Here is a 476-nt window from a genome sequence, read left to right on the forward strand (position 1 = left end):
GCTGAACGGGGGCTGGAGTATGTCGGCATCGAGGTCGAGCCGGCCTATTTCGAGATCGCCTGCCAGCGGCTGAGGGAGGCGGACAGAGCCTGCGCCGTCACCGCCTCGGCCGACTGGGGTTCGGCGCCAGCAGCGTGAACTGAACCCGCTTCTGGCCGCAGGCCGTGCACACCATGAGCGGGGCGAGATCTCGGTGCATCGAGCCGTGGTCTCGCCCCAGCTTCGCGGCCAGCGCGGGCAGATCGAGTTCGACGTGGCGCCGGCAATCCGGATTGAGGCAGTGCACCCCGAGGCCGTGGCCGTTATCGATCAGCGCGCCGAGGGTGTTGAGGATGACCGTCATGGACGTCTCTGGGCCGTTCGCGGTAAGAGAGCTTCAAGAGCCTCTTACCGACCCCTTAAGCGGGACTTTTGCCCCCATTATGATTGGTGCAGGATCAAGTGTCCCGTGCTGCAGATTCAAAAGTCGCGCTTCA

General features: G+C 64.5%; 1 protein-coding gene. It reads right to left on the reverse strand.

Going from position 1 to position 476, the window contains the following annotated elements:
* Positions 1–97: 97 nt before the first annotated feature.
* Positions 98–343, reverse strand: a complete 246-nt coding sequence (locus STARVERO_RS21810) for a hypothetical protein (RefSeq protein ID WP_159602073.1) — start codon at positions 341–343, stop codon at positions 98–100.
* Positions 344–476: the final 133 nt, after the last annotated feature.

The organism is Starkeya nomas, from assembly GCF_902703545.1.
Lineage (GTDB): Bacteria > Pseudomonadota > Alphaproteobacteria > Rhizobiales > Xanthobacteraceae > Ancylobacter > Ancylobacter moscoviensis.

Bases quoted from the DNA above. Each gene is read 5' to 3' on its own strand.
- STARVERO_RS21810 (WP_159602073.1), bottom strand. From the start codon at position 343: ATGACGGTCATCCTCAACACCCTCGGCGCGCTGATCGATAACGGCCAC.